Source organism: Amycolatopsis sp. NBC_01286 (genome assembly GCF_035982555.1).
Classification (GTDB): domain Bacteria; phylum Actinomycetota; class Actinomycetes; order Mycobacteriales; family Pseudonocardiaceae; genus Amycolatopsis.
Window position 1 is genome coordinate 1,983,253 of the sequence record NZ_CP108428.1, and the last position, 18,144, is coordinate 2,001,396.

The window sequence follows — 18,144 nt, forward strand, 5'->3', positions numbered from 1 at the left end:
AATGTGCGACACCTGCGGCTGTTCCGACACCACTGACGTCCGGCTCACCGACCAGAGCCACACCGTGGTGCTGGAGCAGGACATCCTGGCGAAGAACGACGACCTCGCGGCCCACAACCGCACGCACCTGCGGGCGTCGGACGTCTTCGCGATCAACCTGATGAGTTCGCCGGGCGCCGGGAAGACGACGCTGCTGGAGCGCACCATCTCTTTCCTGGACACGCCGTGCGCGGTGATCGAAGGCGATCAGGAGACGCTGCTCGACGCCGAGCGCATCAAGGCCACGGGCGCGCCGGTCGTCCAGATCAACACCGGCGCCGGCTGCCACCTGGACGCGTCGATGCTGCACCGGGCGCTGCACTCGCTGTCGCCCGCGCGCGGGTCGATGCTGTTCATCGAGAACGTCGGCAACCTGGTCTGCCCGGCGTTGTTCGACCTCGGCGAGGCGGCGCGCGTGGTGATCCTCTCGGTGACCGAGGGGCCGGGCAAGCCGCTGAAGTACCCGCACATGTTCGCCGCGACGGACCTGGTGCTGCTGAACAAGGTCGACCTGCTGCCGTACGTCGACTTCGACGTCGACGAGTTCACGCGCGATACGCGGCGGGTGAACCCGACGGCGTCGATTCTCCAGGTCAGCGCCACCCGCGGCGACGGCCTCACCGAGTGGTACGACTGGCTACGGCGACCTGGCCGAGGCTGATCCCGCCGTCGTTCGTCGGCACCCGCCGGTGGGTCAGCACGCGGAAGCCCTTCTGTTCCAGCTGTTCCACGGTCCGATCGAGCAGCAGGACGTTCTGGAACACCCCACCGGACAACGCGACGGTGGTGCTGTGCTCGCGAAACCGGTCGCAGGTCCGGGCGATGACGTCGGCGACGCCGTTGTGGAACCGCGCGGCCCTCGCAGCCCGTGAGCCGCGGTCGTCCAGCAGAGCGGCGATGAGGTCCTCGCCGTGGACGACGTCGTCGATGCGCGCCCGGTACGCGGTCGTTTCGGCCGGATCGGCCAGCTGTTCCAGCTCGATGGCGGCCTGGCCTTCGTAGTTGACCTGGTCCCGGACGCCGAGCAACGCGGCGGCGGCGTCGAAGAGCCGTCCGGCACTGGACGTCAGCGGTGAGTTGAGGCCGCTGCGGATGAGCTTGACGACGTCTTCTCGCGCCGGCCGCCCGAGCGCGTCCACATAGGACGCGGCCATCCGCCAGGGCTGCCGGATGGCTTGTGCTCCACCGGGCATCGCCACCGTTCGGAGATGCGTCAGGCGCTGGTAGCTGCTCAGATCGGCGAGGAGGAACTCGCCGCCCCAGATGGTGCCGTCGGGCCCGAATCCGGTCCCGTCGAAGGCGACGCCGAGCACCGGGCCGTCTTCGCCGTTGTCGGCCAGGCAGGAAGCGATGTGGGCGTGGTGGTGCTGGACGCCCAGCAGCTCGACGTCCTGTTCGAGGGCGTATTTCGTGGACAGGTACTCGGGGTGCAGATCGTGCGCGACGAGCACGGGATCGACGGCGAAGAGCCGTTCGAAGTGCGTGATGCCTTCGGTGAACGACTTGAGCGTCTCGTAGTTCTCGAGGTCGCCGATGTGGTGCGAGAGAAAGGCGTGCCGCCCCTTGGCGAGGCAGAAGGTGTTCTTGAGTTCGGCGCCACAGCCGAGGAGGTGCTGCTTCGCGGGCTGTTTGAGGGTGACCGGCTCCGGCGCGTAACCACGCGAACGCCGTTGCAGCTGTTCCCGGTTCCGCACTATCCGCACCACGGAATCGTCGGTCCGGATGTGAATGGGCCGATCATGGATGAGAAAGGCGTCGGCGATTTTATCGAGCCGCCCGAGTTCTTCATCCCGGTAGACGATGGGCTCATCGGAGACATTGGCGCTGGTCAGCACGATCGGCCCGGTCTCTTGGAGCAGGAGATGGTGCAGCGGGGTATAGGGCAGCATGACCCCGATCCGCCGATTCCCCGGCGCGACAGCCTGTGCCAGCTCCCCCCACTTGGGCAGCAGGACAATAGGCCTTTGCCGACCAGTCAACGCCGTTTCCGCGGCCTCGCTCACCTCGGCGAGTTCCCTGGCCTGCCCCAAATCGGCGACCATCACGGCAAAGGGCTTGTCCTCCCGATGTTTCCTCGCACGCAGCTTCCGAGCCGCCTCTTCATGCCGAGCGCCGACAGCGAGGTGATAACCCCCAAGCCCCTTCACAGCCAGAACGGCACCTTGCGCCAGTGCCGCGGCAGCTTTCTGGATCGCGTCACCGCCCCCGGGCTCGAACCGCAAAATGGGCCCACAAACCGGACAACAGACGGGCTGGGCGTGAAACCGCCGGTCGCCGGGGTCTTCGTACTCCCGCTTGCACTCGGCGCACATCTCGAACCCGGCCATGGTCGTGAACGGCCGGTCGTAGGGAACCCCGGTGACAATGGTGAACCGGGGTCCGCAGTTGGTGCAGTTGATGAACGGGTACCGGTAGCGCCGATCAGCCGGATCCCCCACCTCACGCAGGCAGTCTTCGCAGGTGGCAGAGTCGGCGGAGATCAGCGTGTCGGCAACACCCCCACCCGGGCTCTCGACGATGACGAACCCGACGTCACCCTTCGTCGCGATTTCCCGGACCTGCACCTCGTCGACAACAGCAAGTGGCGGCGCTTCGGCCTTGAGCGCCGCCAGAAAAGCCTCGACGGCCTCCCCTTCGACCTCGGCGAAAACCCCGCGAACGTCGTTTCCCACAAAGCCGGAAAGCTCGAGCCGCGAGGCGAGCTGGTGCACGAAGGGCCGAAATCCCACCCCCTGCACAACCCCGAACACCCGGACGGCCACCCGCACGCGCTCAGTCTGCGCCTGCACCGGACCATTCGGCCAGTGCCGGGAGGTCCGGCTGCTGTCGCAACGCTTCCAGCACCACGTTCACCGCCGCTCGCAGCGGCGACCCGCGGCGCACCGCCGCCACGATCGTGCGGTTCACCGGGGTCGTCAGCTCTCGCGTTGCCACCCGGTAGCGGCGGTCCACCGCCAGGCCCGGGAGCAGCGCGATCGACAGGCCGGCCTCGACGTGCTGCAGCGTCATCAGGTAGTTGGCGAAGCGGCACACCACCCGCGGCTCGAAACCGGACTCGCGGCACAGCCTCAGCGTCAGGTTCGCCATGTACGACTGCGGGACGTCCAGCGCCCACGGCTCGTCCGCGAACGCCGCCAGGGAGACGGGCGGGCCTCCCGAGGCCGTCACCAGCACGATCGGGTCGGTGGCCAGCGGGACGATGTCCAGGTCCGGGCCCAGGGGCAGCTCGACGAAGTCCGTCGTCGTGATGATCACGTCCGCGTCGCCGCCGCGCAGGGCGGGGATGCTCTCGTGCGGTTCCAGCTCCAGGAGCTCGACGTCCAGGTGCGGGTACGTCGCCGCGAGCCGAGTCACCGCCGGGACCGCCATCGTGTGGATCGCGCTCTGGAACGCGCCCAGCCGCACCAGGCCGACCGGCTCGTCGCCGAGGCCGCGCAGCTCCGCCTCGACCGTGTCCATGTGGTCGAGGATCGCCCGCGCGCGCCGCGCCAGCATCAGGCCCGCGGGCGTCAGCCGGACCCGGCGGCCGGTGCGTTCCAGCAGCTGGGTGCGGGTTTCCGCTTCGAGCACGGCCAGCTGCTGCGACACGCTCGACGCGCTCAGGTTCGCGTCCTGCGCGACCGCGCGGACCGTGCCCAGGGTGTCGAGCCGGCTCAGCAGCCGCAGGCGCCACGGGTTCAACATCGACTCATTGTTGTGCAGTCAAACCGAACAAGAAAGTCGGAATTGTGAGATGGACGTGACGCTCGGACCGGACCTACCGTCGAGGGCATGGCTGCTCCGACTTACGAGACCACCTCCGCAGACGCCTTCTGGGCCGACGCCGACAAGCACCTGGTCCGCTACGGCGGCGCCTTCACCCACGAGATCATCGACCACGCCGAAGGCAGCTTCGTCTTCACCGAAGACGGCCGCCGGATCCTCGACTTCACCTCCGGCCAGATGAGCGCGATCCTCGGGCACTCGCACCCGGAGATCGTCGACACCGTCCGGCGGCAGGTCGGGAAGCTCGATCACCTGTTCAGCGGCATGCTGAGCCGCCCGGTCGTCGACCTCGCGCGCCGCCTCGCCGAGACGCTCCCGGCGCCGCTGGAGAAGGCCCTCCTGCTGACCACCGGGGCCGAGTCCAACGAGGCCGCGATCCGGCTGGCCAAGCTCGTCACCGGCAAGCACGAGATCGTCTCGTTCGCCCGGTCGTGGCACGGCATGACGCAGGCCGCGGCGAGCGCCACCTACAGCGCCGGCCGCAAGGGGTACGGCCCGGCCGCGCCCGGCAACTTCGCCATCCCGGCGCCCAACCGCTACCGGCCGGACTTCACCGGCGCCGACGGCGAACTGGACTGGCGGCGGCAGCTCGACTTCGGCTTCGAGATGATCGACGCGCAGTCGGTCGGCAGCCTGGCCGCGTGCCTCGTCGAGCCGATCCTCAGCTCCGGCGGCATCATCGAGCCGCCGCCGGGCTACTTCGCCGCGCTGCGGGAAAAGTGCCGCGAGCGCGGCATGCTGCTGATCGTCGACGAGGCCCAGACCGGCCTCTGCCGCACCGGCAACTGGTACGCCTTCGAGCGCGACGGCGTCGTCCCCGACATCCTCACGCTCTCCAAGACGCTCGGTGCCGGCCTGCCGCTGGCCGCGGTGCTGACCAGCGCCGAGATCGAGCAGGAGGCGCACGACCGCGGGTTCCTGTTCTTCACCACGCACGTCGCCGACCCGCTGCCGGCCGCGGTCGGCAACACCGTGCTCGGCGTCCTGACCCGCGACCGCCTCGACGAGCGCGCGCTGCAGCTGGGCGGCCTGCTCCGGCACGGCCTCGAGCGCATCGCGCACCGGCACGAGGTCGTCGGCGACATCCGCGGCCGCGGGCTGCTGGCCGGGCTGGAACTGGTCGTGGACCGCGAAACCAAGCGCAGCTCGGACGAACTGGGCGCGCGCGTCACCAGCCGCTGCCTCGAACTGGGGCTGCACATGAACATCGTGCAGCTGCCCGGCATGGGCGGGGTGTTCCGGATCGCCCCGCCGCTGACGGCGTCCGAAGAGGAGATCTCCCTCGGCCTGGCCATCCTCGACGAGGCGATCGGAGACGCCGTCAAGACGCTTTGACCGGCCTGAAGAGGTTGACCAGCGTGCCGTCCGGGTCGCGGAGGAGCAGCGACCGGTTGCCCCAGGGCATCGTCGTGGGCTCGGTGACGAACTCGATCTCGCCCTGCTTGAGCCGGGCGTACTCGGCGTCGACGTCGTCGACGAGGAACTCGATGATCGCGCTGTGGTTGTCGGCCGGCCGCGCCGAGCCCGGGCTGAAGATCCCGACCGTCCGCGTGCTGCCGATGGCGAGGGTGAACGCCGGCGTCGCGACCTCGGCGAAGTCCGGCGTGGCCCAGGTCGCCGGCAGGCCGGTGACGTGCTCGTAGAAGCCGACGAGCCGGGCGACGTCGTCGGTGATGATGCGCAGCGAGGCGATCTGTGTGGTCATGCCGACGACGTTAGAACCGATACCGGACAGGATCCGCCCGGTATAAGACGCGGTATGAGAAAGGCCTCCTTGCCGGCCCGGGGAGCCGGCAAGGAGGCCTCTTTCAGGACAGCGTCAGAAGCCCGCCGTCACCCTGGTGAAGTCCCAGTCGTTCTGCGCGATGCCACTGCACGCCGCCTGCACACCGCCACCGGGGCAACCGCGGTCGCGGTTGACCGACCAGAACGCCAGGCGGCCGATCTTGTTCGTCTTGGCCCAGTTCGTGATCTGGGTCCACGTCGAAAGATCGGTCAGCTCCTGCTGGTCGGACAGGCCGTTCATGCCCGAGATGCCGAGGTGGTTGTACGCCGTGGCGTCGTTCCACCCGAACGTCGACTTCAGCTTGTCCCGCAAGCCGTTCGCCGCGCCGGTCGTGCTGGCGTACATGTTGGCGCCGCCGCCGAAGTCGAACGGCATGATCGTGTAGATGTCGACCCCGGCGCCCAGCGCCTTCGACTGGTCGATGAGCCGGTTGCCGTAGTAGTTCGGGCCGGTCGTCGAGGTGCCGAAGGTCAGGATCGTCTGGATCCCGGGGTTGTTCTGCTTCACGATCTTCAGCGCGTTCAGGATGCGGTCCTGCACGGCCTCGTTCTCGAACTCGTCGGAGTTCTCGATGTCGATGTCGATCGCCTTGAGCCCGTACGCGTTGATGACCTGCTGGTAGGCGCCGGCCAGCGCGGCCGGCGTCGAGCAGTTCGGGCCGAGCTTGTTGCCGCTCCAGCCGCCGAACGACGGCACGACCTGGCCACCCGCCGCCTTGATCTGCGCGATCGCGGTGGCGTCCGCGCTGCCGCTCAGCGGACGGCTGCTGTCCCACGCCGGGTTGCAGCCACCGGAGGCGTTGACGAACGCCATGGTGAACCACTTGACGCCGGTCGCGTTCATCACCGTCTGCGGGTTCGGCGGGTTGCCCCAGCCCATGTAGAGGTACGGCGCGCCGCGGCCACCCGGCTGGTTCGGGGGCGTGGTGGTCGGCGGCGGTGTTGTCGTGGGCGGGGTGGTGGGCGTGGTCGTCGGGGTGGTGCCCCCGGCCGTGCACGCGCCGCCGTTGAGCTTGCAGTTCGCCGGAGCGGAGTACGAGCCCGAGTACGTCACGTTGAACCCGAAGCTCGCGCTACCGCCGTTGCCGACGTTGCCGTTCCACGTGTTCTTCACCGTGACGTGCTGGCCGGCCGCCGTGTAGCTGCCGTCCCAGAGCGACGCGATCTTCGCGCCGCCCGGCAGGTCGAACTCCACCGTCCAGGTCGGCAGCGTCGAGCCCGAGCCGTTGGCGATCGTGTACTTGCCCTCGTAGCCGGTGCCCCAGTCGGAGCCCTTCGCGAAGGTCGCGCTCACGCCGCCCGCCGCGTTCGCCGGAGCGATCACGAACACGGCACCGACCGTGGCGGCCGCGGCCGCCAGCCCGAGTGCGGACAACCAGCGGCTTCTCACGAGAGGCCGTTCTTCATGGCGGTGATCAGCTCGCCGTTGCCGGTGTCACCGGTCAGCTCCCAGAAGAAGGCGCCGCCGAGGCCCTGCTGCTTGGCGTAGGACATCTTGCCGCCGATGGTCGCCGGGGTGTCGTAGCTCCACCAGTTGCTGCCGCACTTGGCGTACGCGGTGCCGGCGAACGTGCCGGTCGACGGGCAGCTGTTCTTCAGGACCTTGTAGTCCTCGATGCCCGCCTCGTACGTGCCGGGCGCGGCGCCGGTCGCGGTGCCACCCGGGGTGCTCTGCGTGACGCCGGTCCAGCCGCGGCCGTAGAACCCGATGCCCAGCAACAGCTTGCTCGACGGGACGCCCTTGCTCTTCAGCTTCTGGATCGCGGCGTCGGAGTAGAAGCCCTGCGTCGGGATGCCCGTGAAGTTGGTGAGCGGCGAGTGCGGCGCCGTCGGACCCTGCGGCGCCCAGGCGCCGAAGTAGTCGTAGGTCATGACGTTGAACCAGTCGACGGACGCCGCGGCACCGGCGTAGTCGGCGACGTCGAGCTTGCCGCCGTTGCTGCCGTCCGCCGAGATGGCCGAGGTGACCAGGAACGACGAGCCGAACTTCGACCGCAGCGCGGACAGCAGGTTCTTGTAGGCCGCGGCACCACTGGTGTCACAGCTCAGGCCACACGCGTTGGGGTACTCCCAGTCGATGTCGATGCCGTCCCAGATGTCGGCCCAGCGCGGGTCCTTCAGCAGGTTGTAGCAGGACTGCGCGAACGCGGCCGGGTTCTGCGCGGCCTGGCCGAAGCCACCGGAGTACGTCCAGCCGCCGAACGACCAGATCACCTTGAGCCCGGGGTGCAGCTTCTTCAGCTTGCGCAGCTGGTTGAAGTTGCCGGCCACCGGCTGGTCCCAGGTGTCGGCGACGCCGTCGACACTGCCCGCGGCGTCGTAGGTCTTCTGGTAGTCGGCGTACGGGTCGTCGTTGGCCGTGCACTGGCCGTTCTTGACGTTGCCGAACGAGTAGTTGATGTGGGTCAGCTTGCTCGCCGAACCCGAGGTCTCGATGTTCTTGACGTGGTAGTTGCGCCCGTAGACGCCCCACTGCACGAAGTAGCCGACGTTCTTCAGGCCACCGGGCGGAGGCGGCGTGGTCGTCGTCGGCGGCGTGGTCGTCGGCGGGGTCGTCGTCGGTGGCGTGGTCGGAGTGGTCGGCTGCGTCGGGGTCGTCGGCGTGGTGGTCGGGGTGCCACCGCCGGCGTCACAGGAGCCGCCGTTCAGCTTGCAGTTCGCCGGCGCCGAGTAGGTGCCGGAGTAGCTGACGTTGAAGCCGAAGCTGACGCTCGCGCCGTTGCCGACGTTGCCGTTCCAGGTGTTCTTGACGGTGACGTGCTGGCCGGCCGCGGTGTAGCTGCCGTCCCAGAGCGACGCGATCTTCGCGCCGGACGGGAGGTCGAACTCGACCGTCCACGCGGCCAGCGTCGAGCCGGAGCCGTTGGCGATCGTGTACTTGCCTTCGTAGCCGGTGCTCCAGTCGGAGCCCTTGGTGAAACTGGCGCCGACACCGCCGGCCGCGCTGGCCGGCACGGTGACCAGGCCGACCGCGATCGCGCCGACCGCGGTGAACAGACCGAGGAGGTGCCATCTCTTTCTGGACATTCGTCTCCCTTGACGCAGGTGCTTTGTGCGACGTTCCGGGCACGGCGTTCACGAACACCACCGACGGGGACCAGTTGGTGTTTTTGTGCCGTTTGCGAAGACGGTACGTGGTCCAGACCAATTAGGGAAGCACGAGTACGGAGTGCCGAAGGGCGGCTGAACGGCTTAAACCTGTGATCGGCGTTGCCGGTTCGGTGGTCCAGTCCAGTTACGCAAAGCAGCTTTCGCGCCATCGACATCCGCACGCACGGGCCATGCCGCTCAGGATCGATTCCGAACCCGGGCACGCCCTCGCGACACGACTTCCCCACCGCGGGACAAGAAGAAACCCGGTGCGCTGCGAGCGGGTGAACCATCGAGGTGCACGGACACACAAAAGAGCCCCCTCTTGCGAGGGGGCTCTAGTGCTGTCTCAACCAGACGTGCGCCCGAAGGGATTCGAACCCCTGACCTTCTGATCCGTAGTCAGATGCTCTATCCAGCTGAGCTACGGGCGCGTGTTCAGTTGTAACCTAGCACCCGGCGAACCGAGTACCAGCGGAGGCTCCGGGATTTGAACCCGGGAGGGGGGGTTACCCCCAACCGCATTAGCAGTGCGGCGCCATAGACCAGACTAGGCGAAGCCTCCTGGGCCCAACGACCACTGCTCAGATAGGTTACACACCCCCCGAACCCCCTCGGTAACCACCCCCCTCACGCCCGGCGCAGCAGCCTGAGCAGGCGTGGAGATCGTCCGCCGAGGCCTTCCGCCTCGAACGTCGCGATGCCTACGCGCGGGAGTTCGCGCACGCCCGGGTACACCAGATAGCGCGGGACCCAGCGCGGCTGGAACTTGGCGTTGAACTTGTAGAGCGTCTCGATCTGGATCCAGCGCGAGAAGAAGTGCAGCACCTTCGCCGCCGTCTTGGCGACCGGGCCGGCGCCGATGCGCTGGCCCTGCTCCATCAACGCCCGGAACGCCGCGAAGTTCAGCGACACCTGGCCGACGCCGTGGCGGGCCGCCGACAGCAGCAGTTCCGAGATCATCAGCTCGTTGACGCCGTTGTCGGCCGTGCGGTCGCGGCGCATGACGTCCAGCGACAGGCCCGTCGGTCCCCACGGGACGAACTGGAGGACGCCGCGCACCCGGCCGCCCTGCTCGGCCGTCACCAGGACCGATCCCTTGTCACCCATGCGACCCAGCGCCATCGAGAAGCCGCGCTCGGTGTCCGTGCCGCGCCAGTTGGCGGCCAGCACCTCCAGCTCGGCCAGCTCGCCGGGGCGCAGGTCTTCCGTGCGCCGCACCAGGACCTTGTAGCCCGCGCGCTTCGTGCGGGCCGCCGCCTGGCGGACGCCGCGCATGACGCGGCCGTCCAGCGTGAAGCCGTCGACGTCGACGACCGCCTCGTCGCCGATCTCCAGGACCTCCAGGCCGAAGCGGGCCCAGACCGTCGCGCCCAGCTCCGAGACGCCCATCGCCGCCGGGACCCAGCCGCCCCGGCGGCAGACTTCCAGGTACTCCTCGATCGCGCCCGGCCACGCCTCGTGGTCGCCCAGCGGGTCGGCCGAGCAGAGCGCGACGCCGGCGATCACGCGGTAGGTGACCGCCGCCTTGCCCGTGCGGGAGAACACCGCGAACTTGTCGCGGCGCAGCGCGAAGTAGCCCAGTGAGTCACGCTCGCCGTGCTCGTCGAGCAGCTTGCGCAGGCGGTCGACCTCGTCGTCGCTCAGCCGCGGCGCGGGCTCGGCCGAGCGCAGCAGGAAGTACGCCGAGACCAGGACGGCCGCGATGCCGAACAGCAGGCCGACGGCCGCCGTCAGGTCCTCCAGCCACATGCCGCGGAACACCGCCGGCCCGCTGACGCCGACCAGCGCCAGCGCCGACTCCGCCAGCCGGTCCGGGAAGCTCATCGGCTCCAGGACCGCGTGCGAAGCGACCGACAGCAGGATGAGGTTGAGCACGAACCCGGCCAGCGCGAGCTCGACGAAGCTCCGCACCGCGCGCCAGCGCCCGACCACCGGGTCCGGCTTCGCCACGAAGTACTTCCTGGTCGCGATCAGGCCGACCAGCAGCACCACCGCCACCAGGCCGGCGCCGAAGACGTGCTTGAGCCCGATGTGCGACACCGTGAGCAGCACCGTCGCGCCGACCGCCAGCTGCCACGCGCGCCGCTTGCGACGTCGCAGCCCGGCGGCGAGCAGCACCAGCAGGACCCCCGTGACCAGCGCGACGGTCGCCGCGGCGACCGTCGCCTCCTGCGGCAGCTCCAGCCACTCCGACAGGTGCCCGCGCAGGTTCCGGCGCCCGGCCGGGACCAGGACCGCGACGAGCGTCATCAGTCCGGCCAACCGGGTCACCCAGGTGATCACCCCCACGGAAGTGGCCCCCGCCACCCGCCAGGTGGTCTGCGCGCGAGTCCCCGTCACCACCTGTACAACCCGTTGTGGACGATCATGCTTCCCCCATCTACCCCCCGGCGAGCTCCACGAACGGCGCCAGCGCCGCCGGGTTGGCCAGCGCGTCGCGGCTGACCGCCCGGTCAGGGGCCACACCGGCGAGGATCTTCTTGACCGGTACCTCACACTTCTTACCGTTCAAGGTACGAGGTATCTCGGAAACCACTACGAACCGATCGGGTACATGGCGCGGTGACAAGGCGCTACGGAGCTCTTTCCGCAGCGTGGGCTCGATGTCGTCGATCTTGACGCCGCTGGAGAGCACGACGAAGCAGAGCAGCTGCCCGTCCTCGTTCCCGGCCGCCGAGGTGTCCACGACCAGCGAGTCCGCGATCTCGTCGTAGCCCTCGACGACCCGGTAGAACTCCGCCGTGCCCATCCGGACGCCGCCGCGGTTGAGCGTCGAGTCGCTGCGGCCGTAGATGACCGCCGAGCCCCGGTTGGTGATCCGGATCCAGTCGCCGTGGCGCCACAGCCCCGGGTACATCTCGAAGTACGCCTCACGCAGCCGCGAGCCGTCCGGGTCGTTCCAGAAGAACACCGGCATCGACGGCATCGGCTTGGTGATGACCAGCTCGCCGACCTCTTCGACGACGGCGTTGCCGGCCTCGTCGAAGGCGTTGACCGCGGCCCCGAGCGCCGGGCAGGACAGCTCCCCCAGCCACACCGGGACGTCGGGCGCCGACGCGACGAACGCCGCGCACAGGTCGGTGCCGCCGGAGACCGAGCAGATCTGCACCCGCCCGCCGACCTCGTTCACGATCCAGCGGAAGCCCTCGACGCTCAGCGGCGCGCCGGTGGAGCCGAGCGCGCGCAACGCCGTGAGGTCGTAGCGCTCGGCGGGCTTGATACCGGCCTTCAGGCAGCTCTGGATGAACGGCGCCGACGTGCCGAAATACGTGACGCGGTGCTGCTCGGCCAGGTGCCAGAGCGCGTTGAGGTCCGGGTAGCCGGGGTTGCCGTCGTAGAGCACGATCGTCGTGCCGACGAGCAGGCCGGAGACGAGGAAGTTCCACATCATCCAGCCGGTGGTGCTGAACCAGAAGAACCGGTCGCCGGGGCCGAGGTCGGTCTGCAGGGCGAGGGCCTTGAGGTGCTCCAGCGTGATGCCGCCGTGGCCGTGGACGATGCCCTTCGGCAGCCCGGTGGTGCCCGACGAGTAGAGCACCCACAGCGGGTGCGCGAACTCGACCGGCTCGAACACCAGCGGCGCGCCCTCGTGCTTCGCGAGCAGTTCGGCCCAGTCGTGCGTGCCTTCCAGCCGGCCGTCGCCGACGTACTCGACGAGCACGGTCGCGGCCAGCGAAGGCAGCTTCTCCTGCAGATCGGCCACGGTGGTGCGGATGTCGAACTGGCGGCCGCCGTACGCGTAGGCGTTGACGGCGAAGAACAGCTTCGGCTCGATCTGCACGAACCGGTCCGCGACGGCGCGGACGCCGAAGTCGGGCGAGCACGACGACCAGATCGCGCCGATGCTCGCCGCGGCGAGGAACGCGACCAGCGTCTGCGGGCAGTTCGGTGCCAGCGCGACGACGCGGTCGCCCTTGCCGACACCCAGTTCGACGAACGCCGCCCGCGCCGCGGCGACCTGCGCGCGAAGGTCGCCGTACGTCAGCTGATCCGCGAAGCCGTCCTCGCGGTGGAAGATCACCGCGGTCTCTTCGTCGCCCTTCGCGGCGCCGGCGACGCCGGGGGTGAGCGCGTGCTCGGCGTAGTTCAGCGTGCCGCCCGCGAACCAGACGGCGTCCGGCATCCCGCCGGAGAGCACCTCACCCGGCTGGTCGTGCCAGCGGACGCCGAGGAAGTCCGCGACCGCGGCCCAGAAGTCCGGTCCGCGCTCGACGGAGAACTCCCAGAGCGACTGGTAGTCGTCCACCTCGACGCCGCGTTCGGCGCCCAGCCACCGGCGGAACGCCTCGATCTTGGTGTCGGCAACGTGGCCCGGCTCGGGGCGCCACAGGACTTCGGGAGCGTCGGCGGTGTGCGTCACGCCCCGAGCCTAATCCCTCTGATCAGGAAGTCACCGTGGTCGGAACCGACACGGGCCGGGCACCGGGGGTGGTGCCGGCCCACACCTACCGCAGGTGGGCGTCGAACCAGTTGAGCGTGCGCTGCCAGGCCTCCGCGGCGGCGCCGGGATCGGCGTCGAAGCGGTGGTTGGCGCCCGGGTAGTGGACGACGTTGGTGGCGACCTTCGCCGACGCGGCCGCGTCACGCAGGCGCTCGACCTCCGCGCCGCCCGCCTCGTCGCCGGAGTCGCCGTACATGCCGAGCCACGGGCTGGTGAGCTTGCCGGCGATCTCGACCAGCGCGGGCAGCTCCACGGCCTGCTGGCCGCCGACGCTGACCGCGGCGCCCAGCTTCCGGTGCGAGGCGACGACGAGCGCCGCCGTGCCGCCGAGGTCGAAGCCCATCACGCCGAGGAGGTCGCCCTGGACACCGCGTTCGACGAGCCAGGCGAGTGTGATGTCCGTCGCGTCGAGCAGGTCCTGCTGGGTGAGGGGCTGCCCGTCGAGGTGCGGCGTGACGGTCAGCCAGCCCTCCGTGGCCAGGCTGGCCAGCAGCAGCTTCACGCCGTCGGTGACGCCGTCCGCTTCGTGCAGCACGACCAGGCCGCCGCGTAGCGCGCCTTCGGGTTCCGCGAAGGTGAGGCGGCGGCTGGGGCCGTCGGTGCGCTGGTAGTCCACGGTGCTGGTCGACGTCATTGCGTAACTCAATCACCTCGGGGTGAACAGAAGGAACCCCGAGGTCCCGCCAGAAGGGAGTCGCGGGACGGCGGCCGGGAAAGATACGGTGGACGGGCCGTCCCGCCGATTACCAGGAGCGCCGAAGATGTCGTCCGTGTCCCCGCGTGCCGATCTCGAATCGTTGCCGAAATACGTCCCTGGCCGGACGATCCAAGGCGCGATCAAGCTGGCGAGCAACGAGGTGCCCGGCGGCGCGCTGCCGAGCGTCGCGGCGGCGATCGCCGAGGCCGCGGCCGGTATCAACCGTTACCCGGACACCGGCTCGCAGCTGCTGCGCGAGCGGCTGGCGCGCGACCTGGGCGTGCCGATCGAGCGCGTCGCCATCGGCTGCGGCTCGGTTTCGCTGTGCCAGCAGACGATCCAGGCCCTCTGCGCACCCGGCGACGAGGTCATCTTCCCCTGGCGCTCGTTCGAGGCGTACCCGATCGTCACGCAGGTCGCGAACGCCGTCTCGGTGAAGGTGCCGATCACCGAGGGCCAGGAGGTCGACCTCGACGCGATGCGCGCGGCGATCACCGACCGGACGCGCGTGGTCTTCGTCTGCAACCCGAACAACCCCACCGGGACGGCCATCCGCCGCGCCGAGCTGGAGCGGTTCATGGACGCCGTCCCCGAGCGCGTGCTGATCGTGCTCGACGAGGCGTACAAGGAGTTCGTCACCGACCCCGAGGTCCCGGACGGCGTCGAGTACACGCACGACCGGCCGAACGTCATGGTGCTCCGCACGTTCTCGAAGGCATACGGCCTCGCCGGCCTCCGCGTCGGTTACGCCGTCGCGCCGGAGGCGATCGCGGACGCGCTGCGGCAGGTGTACGTGGCGTTCTCGGTGAACATGCTGGCCCAGGTGGCCGCGCTGGCGTCCCTCGACGCGGCGGACGAGCTGCTGGACCGGTGCAAGGACATCGTCGCCGAGCGCGGCCGGGTCCGGGACGCGCTGATCGCGGCCGGCTACCAGGTGCCCGAGACGCAGGCGAACTTCGTCTGGCTGCCGCTGGGTGCGCAGGCGGTGCCGTTCGCCGAGCACGCGCTGGACCGCAAGCTGATCGTGCGGCCGTTCGCGGGTGACGGCGTGCGCGTGACGATCGGGACGCCCGAGGAGAACGACCTGTTCCTGGCGGCGGCGCGCGAGTTCAGCCGCTGAGCTGCTTGACGACCAGCTGGATCACGGCCGCCGTGCCGACCACGACGATCACGCCGCGCAGCACCGCCGGCGGCAGCTTCCGGCCGATCTTCGCGCCGAGGAAGCCGCCGGCGGTGGAGCCGATCGCCAGCCAGAGCACGACGGGCCAGCTGATCGGCGCGACGAACGCGTAGATCAGCCCGGCGATGACGTTGACCACGGCAGCCAGGACGTTCTTCACGCCGTTGAGCTTCTGCAGCGGTTCCGACAGCAGCATCCCCATGACGGCCATCAGCATCACGCCCTGCGCGGCGGTGAAGTAACCGCCGTAGATGCCGATCAGGAAGATGAAGAACATCAGCAGCGGGCCGGGTTTGTGCTCGGCGCCGTTCTCCTCGCGGCGCTTCGCGACCCACTTCGAGACGCGCGGCTGCACGATCACGAGGACCACGGCCAGCCCGACGAGGATCGGGACGACGGCCTCGAAGGCGTCCTTCGGCAGCGACAGCAGCAGGATCGTGCCGCCGATCGCGCCGAGGAACGACGCGACGGCGAACTTCGCGGTCTGCCGCCAGTAGCCCTTGAGCTCGTGCCGGTAACCCCAGGCACCGCTGAGGGTGCCGGGGGCGAGCCCGATCGCGTTGGAGGTCGTCGCCGTCACCGGCGGGTACCCCAGCGCGACCAGCACCGGGAACGTCACGAGCGTCCCCGACCCGACCACGGCGTTGATGGTCCCGGCCCAGATCCCGGCGACCAGGACGATCGCCGCGTGCCACCACGTCATGAAGCACTCACGTGCGGAGCCTAAGCAAGGTGGCCGGGTCGCGCGACGCAGATGTGTCTGGTCAGACACCCACCGCGCTTCAGGACGGCGCGAAGACGCAGAACTCGTTGCCCTCCGGGTCGGCCAGGATGTCCCACCGGATGTCGTCGTCCTCCTCTCGCACCACGGTCGCGCCCAGGGCCAGCAGCTCCGCGCGGTCGCCCACGACGTCCAGGTGCATGCGGTTCTTGACCGTCTTCGGCTCGGTCACCGGGTTGAGCCAGATCAACGGCCCCTGGCCGGCGGGGTCGGCGATCGGGATCGGGTCGGTCGGCGGCCGCTCCGCCGCGGAGGCGTGGCGGACGTAGCCGATCGCCGAGCACCACCAGTCCGCCAGGGCCTGGTGGTCGTTCGCGTCGAGCGCGAGGTCCTTGAACCGTGCGGTCATGCCGCTTCCTCTTCCGGTACGTGAGCGGGACGACCGAGGAGACCACGCGCCGGCCCAGCGCGCCGTACAGGCCGCGCCCGGCCTCGCTGGCCGGCAGCACGCTCGACCGCGCGCCCGCCGACGTCACGACGACCTCCCAGGCCCGGGCAGGCCGACGTCGACGCGGTGGCCATCCGGTTCCTCGACCGGTGGCGGTGCCGCCCGCGACACCGCCCAGCCCCGCGCCCACGCTTCCCACGTCTCGATGACGGACATGTCCGTGATCATGGCAGCCACCCCCGACAATTCCCGGCGTGCGGCAGGATGGGCCCGTGGGCGAGGACACCGAGCAGGTCTGGAGCGCGACCGTCGACCACCTGCGGGCGATGATCGACTCCGGCGAGCTGGCGCCGGGGTCGCGGCTGCCCGCCGAGCGCGTGCTGTGCGAGGAGCTGGGCATCAGCCGCGGGTCGTTGCGGCAGGCGCTGCGCGTGCTCGACTCCATCGGGTACGTCCAGATCCGCGCCGGCTCCGGCACCTACGTCGCCGAGGCGCGGGACCAGCCGCTGAGCACCTGGTTCACCGAGCACGACCAGCTCGTCGAGAAGCTGTTCGACCTGCGCGCGACCGTCGAGCCGACGCTGGCCGACCGGCTCGCGCGCCACGTCACGGCGAAGGTCGTGAGCCGCCTCGAGGACAACGTCGCCGAGATGGCGAAGGCCGCCGAAGACGGCGACATGCTGCGCGTGATCGCGACCGACGCCGAGTTCCACCGGGTCATCGCGCAGAACGCGGGCAACGACGACGTCGCCGGGCTGCTGCGGTCGGTCCTGGCGCTGGTCGGCGAGGAGCGGCGGGCGGCGCTGCGGCTGCCGGGGCAGATCCGCAAGGCCGTCGACGACCACCGCGCGATCCTCGACGCGATCCGCCGCGCGGACCCGGCCGAGGCCCGCGAACGCACCCTCAAGCACCTGGTCGACGCGAAAACCTACGCGCACGACTACGCCGCGCACCCCGAAGAGCGCTAGCCTTTTCACAATGTTGTGAAACTTCTGGGGGTCATGATGGAGAAGGTCCACTTCACCGAAGAAAAGGCCACCATGCTGGCCACCCTCTACGGCCGCGCGCTCGACAGCCGCGAGGCCGACCCGGTGCTCGGCGATCACGCCGCCGACGAAGCCGTCCGCCAGATCGACTACGACTTCACCAAGCTCGGCATGACCCGCGACGCCGCCGTGTCCGTCGTGCTGCGGGCGAAGCCGATCGACGACTGGGCCGCGGAGTACCTGGCCGCGCATCCGGACGCGATCGTGCTGCACCTCGGCTGCGGCATGGACACACGGTTCCAGCGCCTGGCCCCGCCGGAGACCGTGCACTGGTACGACGTCGACTACCCCGAGGTCGTCGCCCTGCGCGAGAAGCTCTACGCGGCGGCACCCAACCACACGAACATCGGCACGTCGGTCGTCGACTTCGGCTGGCTCGACCAGGTGCCGTCGGACCGGCCGGCGCTGATCGTCGCCGAGGGCCTGACCATGTACCTGACGGCCGACGAGGGCACGGAGCTGGTCCGGCGGCTGGTCGCAAAGTTCCCGTCCGGCCAGCTGATCTGCGACCTGTTCAGCAAGCTGGGGATCAAGGCGCAGAAGCTCAACACACCGGTCCGCAAGTCGGGCGCGACGCTGATCTGGGGCGTCGACAACCCACGCGAGCTGGAGCGCTACGGCCTGACGTACGTGTCCTCTTTGGACGCCGGACACTGGACGACGCCGGCGGTCATGGCCCGGGTGCGACCGGTCACGCGGCTGCAGCTGCGGATGCTGAAGTTCGTCCCGCCGCTGGCGAAGATGGCGCACATCGCGCGCTACCGCTTCTGACTCCCACCCGTGTTGGCCGCTCCGGGCGCCATGTCGGCCGACGAGCTTGCGCGGCGACGACCGGAACAGCCAACTCGGTGCCCGGAGTGACCAGCTCGACGACCGGAACGGCCGACACGCGCGACCCAACCGGCGGCTCGGCGTCGTGGCCACGCCTT

At 69.7% G+C, this 18,144-nt stretch carries 16 protein-coding genes and 2 tRNA genes; 5 read left to right on the forward strand and 13 right to left on the reverse strand.

Annotated features, from left to right (window positions below):
* Position 1: 1 nt before the first annotated feature.
* Entirely contained in the window at positions 2-700 is a 699-nt protein-coding gene (gene hypB, locus OG570_RS09645; RefSeq protein WP_326956282.1) for a hydrogenase nickel incorporation protein HypB, read from the forward strand.
* Here hypB and hypF read toward each other — a convergent pair.
* Positions 657-2,807 carry a carbamoyltransferase HypF gene (gene hypF / locus OG570_RS09650; RefSeq protein WP_326956283.1) on the reverse strand — a complete coding sequence of 717 codons (2,151 nt, stop codon included), beginning with the start codon at positions 2,805-2,807 and terminating at the stop codon, positions 657-659. The genes hypB and hypF overlap by 44 nt on opposite strands.
* Positions 2,808-2,811: 4 nt before the next feature.
* Positions 2,812-3,723: a LysR family transcriptional regulator gene (locus OG570_RS09655; RefSeq protein WP_326956284.1), complete on the reverse strand. Its 912-nt coding sequence runs from the start codon at positions 3,721-3,723 to the stop codon at positions 2,812-2,814.
* An 87-nt stretch (positions 3,724-3,810) separates the two neighbouring features.
* Here OG570_RS09655 and OG570_RS09660 point away from each other — a divergent pair, with 87 nt between their 5' ends.
* Positions 3,811-5,139, forward strand: coding sequence for an aspartate aminotransferase family protein (locus tag OG570_RS09660; protein WP_326956285.1), 1,329 nt, complete (start codon positions 3,811-3,813; stop codon positions 5,137-5,139).
* On the opposite strand, the gene OG570_RS09665 is transcribed toward OG570_RS09660, so the two are convergent.
* The 8 genes from OG570_RS09665 to OG570_RS09700 form a co-directional block, all read right to left on the reverse strand.
* Positions 5,126-5,509: a VOC family protein gene (locus OG570_RS09665; RefSeq protein WP_247060037.1), complete on the reverse strand. Its 384-nt coding sequence runs from the start codon at positions 5,507-5,509 to the stop codon at positions 5,126-5,128. The genes OG570_RS09660 and OG570_RS09665 overlap by 14 nt on opposite strands.
* 114 nt (positions 5,510-5,623) lie before the next feature.
* Entirely contained in the window at positions 5,624-6,979 is a 1,356-nt protein-coding gene (locus tag OG570_RS09670; RefSeq protein ID WP_326956286.1) for a cellulose binding domain-containing protein, read from the reverse strand.
* Positions 6,976-8,616: a glycosyl hydrolase family 18 protein gene (locus OG570_RS09675; RefSeq protein WP_326956287.1), complete on the reverse strand. Its 1,641-nt coding sequence runs from the start codon at positions 8,614-8,616 to the stop codon at positions 6,976-6,978. The genes OG570_RS09670 and OG570_RS09675 overlap by 4 nt, the downstream gene beginning before the upstream one ends.
* A 423-nt stretch (positions 8,617-9,039) precedes the next feature.
* Positions 9,040-9,113, reverse strand: a tRNA-Arg gene (locus tag OG570_RS09680).
* A 41-nt stretch (positions 9,114-9,154) separates the two neighbouring features.
* Positions 9,155-9,244, reverse strand: a tRNA-Ser gene (locus tag OG570_RS09685).
* 65 nt (positions 9,245-9,309) lie between these two features.
* Positions 9,310-11,025: a phosphatidylglycerol lysyltransferase domain-containing protein gene (locus OG570_RS09690; protein WP_326956288.1), complete on the reverse strand. Its 1,716-nt coding sequence runs from the start codon at positions 11,023-11,025 to the stop codon at positions 9,310-9,312.
* A gap of 37 nt (positions 11,026-11,062) precedes the next feature.
* Positions 11,063-13,042, reverse strand: coding sequence for an acetoacetate--CoA ligase (locus OG570_RS09695; protein WP_326956289.1), 1,980 nt, complete (start codon positions 13,040-13,042; stop codon positions 11,063-11,065).
* 85 nt (positions 13,043-13,127) lie between these two features.
* Positions 13,128-13,757: a dienelactone hydrolase family protein gene (locus tag OG570_RS09700; RefSeq protein WP_326945669.1), complete on the reverse strand. Its 630-nt coding sequence runs from the start codon at positions 13,755-13,757 to the stop codon at positions 13,128-13,130.
* A 127-nt stretch (positions 13,758-13,884) separates the two neighbouring features.
* On the opposite strand from OG570_RS09700, the gene hisC reads away from it, so the two are divergent.
* A complete protein-coding gene (gene hisC / locus OG570_RS09705; protein ID WP_326945668.1) occupies positions 13,885-14,940 on the forward strand; it encodes a histidinol-phosphate transaminase in 1,056 nt (351 codons plus the stop codon).
* On the opposite strand, the gene OG570_RS09710 is transcribed toward hisC, so the two are convergent.
* The 3 genes from OG570_RS09710 to OG570_RS09720 form a co-directional block, all read right to left on the reverse strand.
* Positions 14,930-15,703 carry a sulfite exporter TauE/SafE family protein gene (locus tag OG570_RS09710; protein ID WP_326945667.1) on the reverse strand — a complete coding sequence of 258 codons (774 nt, stop codon included), beginning with the start codon at positions 15,701-15,703 and terminating at the stop codon, positions 14,930-14,932. The two genes, hisC and OG570_RS09710, sit on opposite strands and share 11 nt — an antisense overlap.
* A gap of 79 nt (positions 15,704-15,782) precedes the next feature.
* The gene (locus OG570_RS09715; protein ID WP_326956290.1) at positions 15,783-16,130 is read right to left on the reverse strand and encodes a VOC family protein; all 348 of its coding nucleotides are present in this window, start codon (positions 16,128-16,130) and stop codon (positions 15,783-15,785) included.
* A gap of 123 nt (positions 16,131-16,253) precedes the next feature.
* Entirely contained in the window at positions 16,254-16,385 is a 132-nt protein-coding gene (locus tag OG570_RS09720; protein ID WP_326956291.1) for a hypothetical protein, read from the reverse strand.
* 56 nt (positions 16,386-16,441) lie between these two features.
* On the opposite strand from OG570_RS09720, the gene OG570_RS09725 reads away from it, so the two are divergent.
* Positions 16,442-17,137 carry a FadR/GntR family transcriptional regulator gene (locus OG570_RS09725; RefSeq protein WP_326956292.1) on the forward strand — a complete coding sequence of 232 codons (696 nt, stop codon included), beginning with the start codon at positions 16,442-16,444 and terminating at the stop codon, positions 17,135-17,137.
* Positions 17,138-17,152: 15 nt separating this feature from the next.
* Positions 17,153-17,986 carry a class I SAM-dependent methyltransferase gene (locus OG570_RS09730; RefSeq protein WP_326956293.1) on the forward strand — a complete coding sequence of 278 codons (834 nt, stop codon included), beginning with the start codon at positions 17,153-17,155 and terminating at the stop codon, positions 17,984-17,986.
* Positions 17,987-18,144 lie beyond the last annotated feature (158 nt).